Here is an 8,087-nt window from a genome sequence, read left to right on the forward strand (position 1 = left end):
GTGGGTCGTCCGTACGCTGATAGCGAGCGGCCTGGGGACCTCGCCTCGGATGTCGAAGAAGCTCAGGCATCCCTCGGCCTTGGTGTCCGTGGCCTCCGAACGCCAGACGACGGTGGGATTCACAAGGGTGATGTGGTGGTCGGAGTCGGGGGGCTGGACGATGGCTATCGCACGGGCGATGCCGATCTGGGGGGCCGCGATGCCGACGCCTTTGGTGAAGGGGTAGATGGCCTTTAGCTTGGGGACGTATCTGAGAGGGACTCGTGACCATTTCGTGCCCACGAGCCCTTCTCTGCAGGCCAGCCCGGCACCCCAAGCCGGACTCCTGTCGGGACGTTTTGGCTTACGCACAGCTAATTTGCGGAGGCGGACGGGAATCGAACCCGCCCACCGACTCTCATCGGCGCACTGGTTTTGAAGACCAGGAGGGCCACCAGGCCCCAGTCGCCTCCGCCACGCAGGATAGCAACGGACTAGAACAAACTACCCTCGCCCGCGAAATCGCCGAAGGACACGTCACCATGGAGGGGTGAGCATTCAGGCAGACCCGGCCCTGCCCGGCACGACGCACCCCCCAACGCCCCAAACGGCCCCCGCCTTCGCCCTTCAGGTCCGGGGCCTCCGCAAAGTCTACGGCGAGAAGGTCGCTGTCCAGGCCCTCGACCTCGACATCCCGGCGGCCAGTTTCTTCGGCCTCGTCGGCCCCAATGGCGCCGGCAAGACCACCACGCTGCGCATGTGCACCGGGCTGCTGAAGCCCGACGCCGGCCAGGTGTGGGTCAACGGGATCGACGTCTGGCACGACCTGGCCCGGGCCAAGGCGGTGGTGGGCGTGCTCCCCGAGGACCTGCGCCTCTTCGAGCGCCTGACCGGGGTCGAACTCCTCACCTTCACCGGCCTCCTCCGTGGGCTCCCCGAGGACACGGTCAAGGAACGGTCCAACGAGCTCCTCGACGCCTTCGGCCTCACCGATGCCGCCGGCACCCTGGTCATCGATTACAGCCACGGCATGCGCAAGAAGATCGGCCTGGCGGCGGCCCTGCTGCACGGCCCCCGGGTGCTGTTCCTCGATGAGCCCTTCGAGGCCGTCGACCCGGTCTCCGCCCTGGCCATCCGCCAGGTGCTGGAGCGCCACATCCGCAGCGGGGCAACCGTGGTGTTCTCCAGCCATGTCATGGATCTGGTCGAGCGCCTCTGCGACCGGGTGGCCATCGTCCACCAGGGCCGCATCGTCGCCCAGGGGCCGATCGACGACGTCAAGAACGGCCACACCCTCGAGGAGACCTTCGTCCGCCTGGTCGGCGGCGACCAGTCCCGGGGTGGGGAACTGGGATGGCTCGGTACTTCGTCCGCCTGAAGGTCGCCCTCACCGCCAACAACCTCCGCTCCGGCTGGCGCCGGCGGGTCGGGCTGATCCTCGGGCTGTTCGTCTGCTTCTGGGTGGTCATCGGGGGCTTCGCGACCCTGGCAAACCCCCAGCACCAACAAACCGCAGTCCCCGCCATCTTCGACGCCTTCTTCGTCGCCTGGCTCTGCCTGCCGCTGCTCGGCCTGGGCAGCGACGAGACCCTCGACCCCTCGAAGCTGGCCCTCCTCCCGCTCACCCGCCGCCAGCTCATGACCGGCCTGCTGTGCGCCAGCCTGGTAGGCCTCGCCCCGGTGGCCACGCTGCTGACCCTGACCGGGACCTTCGCCGGCTCCCCCGGCCGTGCCCCGGCCCTCGCCCTGACCGCCCTCGCGATCGCCATCGAGCTGGTCCTGTGCGTGGTCGGGTCCCGGGCGCTCACCACGGCCCTGTCCAGCATCCTGCGCTCCCGCCGGGGCAAGGACCTGCTCGGCTTCGCCTTCGCCATCGTGGCAGTCATGCCGTTCCTGGCCAGCCAGGTCCTGTCGAGGGTGGACCTGCGGGCGGGCAATCACGGCGTGCTCATCGGGTCGGCCAGCAAGAGCCTCTCCTGGCTTCCGCCGGGCTGGGCTGCAAAGGCAGTCCTCTGGGCCCGCAGCGGCGACGACCTCAAGGCGACCGGTGCCCTCGCCGCCGCCGCAGCGGCCATCGGCCTGCTCCTTTGGTTTTGGAGCGCCATGCTCCAGCGCGCCCTCACCACCGCCGAGGCAGGCCCGTCACGGGCCGCCAGAAAGCCTTCCGACCTCTTCGGCGGGGTCATGCGCTGGCTGCCCCGCACGCGGACGGGGGCTGTCGCCGCCAAGGAGCTGCGCTATACCTGGCGGGACCCCCGCCGCCGGGCCGCCCTGGTGACGATCGTGCTCCTGCTGGCGGTGCCCGCCACCGCCCTGGCGAAAGGGCGGGGCTCCCCCCGGCTGGTGTTCGTCGCCGCCGGGGCCGCCCTCGTGTTCGCCCTGCAGGCGCTGAACCAGTTCGGCTCCGACGGGCCCGCCTTCTGGACCAACGTCGCCGCCGCCCGGGATCCGGCTATCGACTTCCGGGGCAAGAACCTCGCCTCCGCCCTCCTCGGCCTCGCGGTGGCGTCGGTGGCGGCGGTCCTCCTCGGTGCCCTGCTGCATGCCTGGTCCTTCGTGCTCCCGACGATCTTCCTCGCCGCTTCGGTGTCCGGGGTCGCCCTGGGCGTGGCCAACCAGGTTTCGGTGCTGGTGCCCTTCCCGCTCCCGGACTCGATGACCAACCTGTGGGCCGGCCCGGGGTGCCTGACCGTGCTCGCCAGCCTGTCCGCCCTGGTGGTCATCGCCGCCCTGCTCACCCCGGTGGCGGTCGCCGTGGGCGTCTCGCTGGCCCTGTGGCCGCACGCCCTCGTCCTCGCCGCCCTGGCCGCCGCCGCCTACGGGGCCGCCATCTGGCGCCTCGGCCTGGCCATCGCCACCCGACGCCTGCGGCTGCAGGAGCTCCCTATCCTCGAGATTGTCTCCGGCCGGGCCGGCGCGTAGGACCCGCGTCCTTTGTCCTGCCTACTTGGGCGGAGGTGGGGCACACAAGCCGCTCTCAGCACGGCTTTTGTTGCTTGCTTAGACGTCTAAGGGTCGAGTGGGGCCGCCGCCTCGGATTTGTTTAACGCCCCGCGGGCGAAGCGCTCGGCTCGGGCGGGGCGGGGGAGGGCCTCGCCTCCTCCCAGGCACGCTGGAGGGTCTGTTCGAACGCCTCGATGGGCTGGGCGCCACGGATCCCGTAGCGCCGGTCGATGACGAAGAACGGCACGGCGCTTGCTCCCAGTGAGTACGCCTGGCGCTGGTCGGCGATCACCTCGGCGGCGTAGGCGTCGCTCCCGAGCACGCGTGTGGCCTCGGCCGGGTCCACACCTGCCTCCTCGGCCAGGGCGACGAGGGTGTCCCGGTCACTGATGGCGAGGCCCCGGGCGAAGTACGCGGCGTACAGCCCGTCCATGAGCTCGGCCTCCCGACCAGTGCGGGACGCCAGGTGGACAAGACGGTGGGCATCGAAGGTATTGGCCCGGATCCGGTCGGTGTGGAACGGCAGGCCCTCACCCGCGGCGGCATCGGCCGCTTGGCGCTCGAAGCGCTCCGCCTCGGCCACCGAGACGCCGTACTTCTCGGCCAGCATCTCCACGATGGGCATGGACGCCACCGCCGGCGCGGAGGGGTCGAGCTGGAAGCTGCGGTGCCGGATGACGACCTCCCCGGCATACGGAGCCTGGCCGAGGGCACGGCGGAACCGCCGCTCACCGATATAGCACCAGGGACAGACGATGTCGCCCCAGATCTCTACGATCATGCTCACTCTCCCGGGATGGTCGTGCTTCGCTTCTAATACTAACCACGCCTCGTCCGGAGGCAGCCGGGCCCGCCGGGGCCGCGGGCCGGGCGCCCGACCACAACCGGTAGGGTGGCGACCACATGAGCAGCCTCCGCCGCGACGCGCTCGCCCGGCCCTTCGAGCTGCCGCCCGGCATGTCGGGCGTCCTGCCCAGCCAGTGGCTGGAGCAGGCCATCGACCTCGGTGCCATCACGTCGGAGCGCTACCGCATCCCGGCCGCCAGCGTGCAGCCCGCCAGCGTCGACCTGCGCCTGGGCGAGGTCGCCTACCGCCTCCGGTGCAGCTTCCTCCCCGAGGGCGAGAGCATCGACGCCAAGCTGGCCGACCTGTCGATGGGCGAGATCGACCTGCGGGACGGGGCGATCCTGGAGCGCAACCGCCCCTACCTCATCCCGCTCATCGAGGAGCTGGACCTCCCGCCCACGCTGGCCGGGCGCACCAACCCCCGCTCCAGCACCGGCCGGCTGGACATCTTCACCCGGGTGATCGCCGACTCGGGCTACAGCTTCGACGAGGTCCCCGCCGGCTACCGGGGGCGGCTCTACCTCGAGATCGTCTCCCGCTCCTTCACCGTGTTCGTGCGCACCGAACTCAGCTTGAACCAGCTCCGCCTCCAGGTGGGTAAGTCCCGCCGGGCCGACGCCGAGGTGGTGGCCCTGCACGCCGCCGACCCCCTCCTCTACGCCCGCGGTGCCCCGCTGCCCGAGGCTGAGCTGGTCTTGGGCGACGGGCTCTTCCTGAGCGTCGACCTCGCCGGCGACGGCGGTGGGCGCATCGGCTACCGGGCGAAGAAGAACAGCCAGCTGCTGGACCTCACCAAACGCAACCACTACGACCCGGACGACTTCTGGGAGCCGGTGCACCGGGAGCGGGGCAACCGCCTCGTCCTGGAGCCCGAGGAGTTCTACCTGCTCATCTCCCGGGAGCGGGTGCGCATCCCGCCCGGCTACTCAGCCGAGATGACCCCCTACGACCCCACCAGCGGCGAGCTGCGCACCCACTACGCCGGCTTCTTCGACCCCGGCTTCGGCCACACGCCCGACGCCGACCAGCAGGGCAGCAAAGCGGTGATGGAGGTCCGGGCGCACGACGTCCCGTTCATGCTGCAGGACGGCCAACGGGTGGCGAAGCTGGTCTTCGAGGAGCTGGCCGAGGCGCCCTCCATCCTCTACGGGCAGGACATCGGCTCGGCCTACCAGCACCAGGAGCGGATGCTGAGCAAGCACTTCCGGGCCTAGGGCCGGAGGGGCGCAGGGCACTCTGAGGCCTACGAGATGGCGCGATGTCTCCACAGTGGAGAACTCGCGCCACGCCGCCACGCCGCCACGCCGCCGACCCGCCCCGCCGCCACGCCGCCGACCCGCCCACGCCGCCACGGTGCCACCCCGCCCCGCAGGCGGGAACGAGCTACGGCGCCGCAGGCGGCGTCGGCCCGGGCTCCGGGCCCGCCGGCTTGTCCACCGGGACCGACACGGCCGGGACCGCCGGCTTCTCGACCACGACGGCGCTCGCCGTGCTGGCCGCGGCGCCCTCGGCCTGCGCAGCCTCATCCGAGTGCATGCCGGCCTTCAACTCGTCGCCGAGGCCCCCGGCGGCCTTGCGGAACTCCCCGAGCCACCGGCCCACCGACCGCCCGATCTGGGGCAGCCGCTTCGGCCCGAACAACACGAGGCCGACTATGGCGACTAGGAGGAGCTTGTCGGGGGCGAAGAGGTTATCGAGCACGATGCCTCCGTTCGATCGTCGAGACCCATCGTACTACCTCAAGAGTCCACCGCCATCGCCTCGGTCTCGGCCTGGCCCTCGGCCGCGCCCAGGGCGTTCTGGCCCTCGGCCCGCAGGCGGCGCAGGAGCCGTTCCATCAGCGCTCGGCTGGCCCCGACCGACTTTCCGGGCGGCGTATGGGCGATCACCCGCAGTGTGACGCTCTCGAAGGTCATCGACTCGCTGAACACCTCGGGCGGCGACTGGATCACCTCGATCCACGACGGGTCACCGGCGAAGCTCTTGGCCTCCTCGCTGATGGTGTCCAGCGCCCCCACGATGTCCGCCTCGTAGGGCAGGACGATGTCCACCGTCATCCGCACCCAGTCCAGGCTGGCGTTGGCCACCCTGCGCACCTCGCCGTTGGCCACGAACCACACCTTGCCGTCGTCGGCCCGGAACCGGGTGCGCAGCAGCGTGAGGTCCTCGACGATCCCGCTGATGTCGTCCAGCAGGATCCGGTCGCCCACGGCGTACTGGTCCTCGCCCAGGATCAGGAACCCGGAGAGGAGGTCCTTCACCAGGCTCTGGGCGCCGAAGCCGAGGGCGGCGCCGATGACCGTCGCCCCGGCGATCAGCGGGCCGAGGTTGATGCCCAGCTCCCCCAGGATCAGCGGCACGGTGATGACCCACACCAAGAAGCGGGAGATCGAGGCCGCCGTCGAGGCGAAGGCGTTCGCCCGCCGGGGTGCCCGGGCGGAGCGGGCCTGTAGGGCTGAGTGGCTTCCGAGCGACGTGATCAGCCGGCGGACCGCCCGGGCGACCAGGCGGCTGGCAATGAGCGACAGCACCACGATCAGCAGGATTTTGGCTGGCCGGACCACGATGAATTGCGCCGTGCGGGCCGCGAAATCCGAGAACCCGAGCTTGATGAAGAAGTTGTACACGTAGCCGTTCACGCTGGCCCTCCCGACGATGCCGCCCGCGCGCGGGCAGCCAAAGAGCGATAGGCACATCCTTGTCTGATACCCATGCCGACGCTCCCCTACCTGCAGCCGGGGTGTCAAGGCGCTCGGGAGATACTGGGCGGATGGTCTACGTGCTCTCCGTCGTGTCTGCCTTTTTCTACGGGGTGGCGGCGGTGATGCAGCACCGGGAGGCGGCGTCGGCCCCCGGGGAGCAGCACATGCGCTTCGGCCTCCTGGTGCACCTCGTGAAGCGCCCGGTCTGGGCGGCCGGGATCGTGGCCGACGTCATCGCCTTCCTCTTCCAGGCCCTCGCCCTGGGCCAGGGCCCGCTCACCCTGGTGCAGCCCCTGCTGACCGCCGGCCTCCTCTTCGCCCTCGTGCTCGCCGCGGCCTGGGACCGCCGCCGCCTGACCGGATTCGAGTTGCTGGCGGCGCTCGCCCTCATGACCGGCCTCACCCTGTTCCTCATCGCCGCCTCCCCTTCCCCGGGGCGAGCGACCGTTTCCTTCCGGCGATGGTGGATCGCCGGGGTTCTGGTGGGGGTCGGCGTCGCGGTGCTCGTGGGCTGGGCCCGCCGGATCAGCGGCCGGGCGGCCCGATGGAGGCCCGCCCTGCTGGGCATCGCCGCATCGCTGACCTTCGCCATCTCCGACGCCCTGATCAAGAGCGGCATCGACGTGCTGCACGCGCACGGCCTGGTCGAACTGCTTGACACCTGGTACCTCTACGCCCTGGCGGGCCTGGCGGTGCTGGGGGCGCTTCTGGTCCAGAGCGCCTTTCAGGCCGGGCCGCTGGCGATGTCGCTCCCCGCACTCACGGCCGTCGAGCCCGTTGCCAGCAGCGGGGTCGGGGTGATCCTGTTCGCTGAGACCCTGCGCACCAGCCCGGGCGCCTTGGCGGGCGAGCTGGTGGCCGCCGCCCTCTCCCTGTTCGGCATCTGGGTGCTGGGGCGCTCCCCGACGGTGACCGGCACGCGAAGCCTGTCGGAAAAGGTGTAGCTTCCCGAAGCGGATCCTAGTTTTAGACCTCGTCAGCGAAAGGAGTGGCCATGAACCGCAGCGACGTGACGGACCGACTTGCCACTGCCCGCCGGAAGAGCGGACTCACCTACGAGGAGATCGCCGCCAAGCTCGGCCGCAGTCCGGTGTGGACCGCGGCGGCCGTGCTGGGACAGGGGACCTTCGACGCCACCGAGGCGGCCGCCCTGCTCGACCTCCTCGACATCGGCGGCACCGAGCGGGCCGAGATCGAGGCCATCCTGCAGGAACCGCCCACCAAGGGAGCGGTGGGGATGACGGTGCCCACCGACCCGCTCATGTACCGGCTGCACGAGATCACCCAGATCTACGGCCCCGCCATCAAGGCCGTGATCCACGAGCAGTTCGGCGACGGGATCATGAGCGCCATCGACTTCCAGATCGAGATCTCCCGGATCCCGGATCCGAAGGGCGACCGGGTGCAGCTCACCTACAACGGGAAGTTCCTGGCCTACCGGAAGTGGTAAGCCGCTGCACCCCTACTGCGCCCTGAGCAGCACGGCGATCGAGGCGAAGGTCTGCGAGCTGCTCGGGGCGGTGGGGGCGATGGTGGCCGAGACGTTGGTGTCGTAGACCACCTGGTTGTCCCGGGCGTCGTACTGGTAGACACACCCCGGCGTCGATCCCGCCGAC

General features: G+C 70.5%; 9 protein-coding genes and 1 tRNA gene. 5 read left to right on the plus strand and 5 right to left on the minus strand.

The genetic code is table 11. The annotated features are described in order from the left end of the window. Both VFW71_06335 and VFW71_06340 read right to left on the minus strand, forming a co-directional pair. Positions 1-282: peptide deformylase (locus VFW71_06335; GenBank protein HEU5002381.1), on the minus strand; the 282-nt coding region annotated here is incomplete at its 3' end. A 79-nt stretch (positions 283-361) separates the two neighbouring features. After that, positions 362-452 (minus strand) — tRNA-Sec (locus VFW71_06340). A gap of 77 nt (positions 453-529) precedes the next feature. Between VFW71_06340 and VFW71_06345 the strand changes: the two genes are divergently transcribed. Together VFW71_06345 and VFW71_06350 are read left to right on the plus strand one after the other, a co-directional pair. Further along, positions 530-1,357, plus strand: a complete 828-nt coding sequence (locus tag VFW71_06345) for an ABC transporter ATP-binding protein (protein HEU5002382.1) — start codon at positions 530-532, stop codon at positions 1,355-1,357. Then, positions 1,333-2,901, plus strand: a complete 1,569-nt coding sequence (locus VFW71_06350) for a hypothetical protein (GenBank protein ID HEU5002383.1) — start codon at positions 1,333-1,335, stop codon at positions 2,899-2,901. The genes VFW71_06345 and VFW71_06350 overlap by 25 nt, the downstream gene beginning before the upstream one ends. Before the next feature lie 121 nt (positions 2,902-3,022). Here the strand turns inward: VFW71_06350 and VFW71_06355 are convergent, their stop codons facing one another. After that, on the minus strand, positions 3,023-3,703 hold the full coding sequence (locus VFW71_06355) for a DsbA family oxidoreductase (GenBank protein HEU5002384.1): 681 nt from the start codon (positions 3,701-3,703) through the stop codon (positions 3,023-3,025). A gap of 122 nt (positions 3,704-3,825) precedes the next feature. Between VFW71_06355 and VFW71_06360 the strand changes: the two genes are divergently transcribed. Further along, positions 3,826-4,983: a 2'-deoxycytidine 5'-triphosphate deaminase gene (locus VFW71_06360; protein ID HEU5002385.1), complete on the plus strand. Its 1,158-nt coding sequence runs from the start codon at positions 3,826-3,828 to the stop codon at positions 4,981-4,983. 169 nt (positions 4,984-5,152) lie between these two features. On the opposite strand, the gene VFW71_06365 is transcribed toward VFW71_06360, so the two are convergent. Further along, the gene (locus tag VFW71_06365) at positions 5,153-5,470 is read right to left on the minus strand and encodes a twin-arginine translocase TatA/TatE family subunit (protein HEU5002386.1); all 318 of its coding nucleotides are present in this window, start codon (positions 5,468-5,470) and stop codon (positions 5,153-5,155) included. A 38-nt stretch (positions 5,471-5,508) separates the two neighbouring features. Beyond that, the gene (locus VFW71_06370) at positions 5,509-6,465 is read right to left on the minus strand and encodes a mechanosensitive ion channel domain-containing protein (GenBank protein HEU5002387.1); all 957 of its coding nucleotides are present in this window, start codon (positions 6,463-6,465) and stop codon (positions 5,509-5,511) included. Between the two features lie 74 nt (positions 6,466-6,539). On the opposite strand from VFW71_06370, the gene VFW71_06375 reads away from it, so the two are divergent. Together VFW71_06375 and cynS are read left to right on the plus strand one after the other, a co-directional pair. Next, the gene (locus tag VFW71_06375) at positions 6,540-7,415 is read left to right on the plus strand and encodes a DMT family transporter (GenBank protein ID HEU5002388.1); all 876 of its coding nucleotides are present in this window, start codon (positions 6,540-6,542) and stop codon (positions 7,413-7,415) included. A 50-nt stretch (positions 7,416-7,465) separates the two neighbouring features. Next, positions 7,466-7,921 carry a cyanase gene (gene cynS, locus VFW71_06380; protein ID HEU5002389.1) on the plus strand — a complete coding sequence of 152 codons (456 nt, stop codon included), beginning with the start codon at positions 7,466-7,468 and terminating at the stop codon, positions 7,919-7,921. Positions 7,922-8,087: the final 166 nt, after the last annotated feature.

The sequence above is a fragment of the Actinomycetota bacterium genome (assembly GCA_035765775.1).
GTDB lineage: Bacteria > Actinomycetota > CADDZG01 > JAHWKV01 > JAOPZY01 > DASTWV01.

Excerpts from the sequence above, each read along its gene's own strand:
- VFW71_06370 (HEU5002387.1), bottom strand. The coding sequence starts at position 6,465 with ATGTGCCTATCGCTCTTTGGCTGCCCGCGCGCGGGCGGCATCGTCGGG.
- VFW71_06350 (HEU5002383.1), top strand. The coding sequence starts at position 1,333 with ATGGCTCGGTACTTCGTCCGCCTGAAGGTCGCCCTCACCGCCAACAAC.
- cynS (HEU5002389.1), top strand. The coding sequence starts at position 7,466 with ATGAACCGCAGCGACGTGACGGACCGACTTGCCACTGCCCGCCGGAAG.
- VFW71_06355 (HEU5002384.1), bottom strand. The coding sequence starts at position 3,703 with ATGATCGTAGAGATCTGGGGCGACATCGTCTGTCCCTGGTGCTATATC.
- VFW71_06360 (HEU5002385.1), top strand. The coding sequence starts at position 3,826 with ATGAGCAGCCTCCGCCGCGACGCGCTCGCCCGGCCCTTCGAGCTGCCG.
- VFW71_06375 (HEU5002388.1), top strand. The coding sequence starts at position 6,540 with ATGGTCTACGTGCTCTCCGTCGTGTCTGCCTTTTTCTACGGGGTGGCG.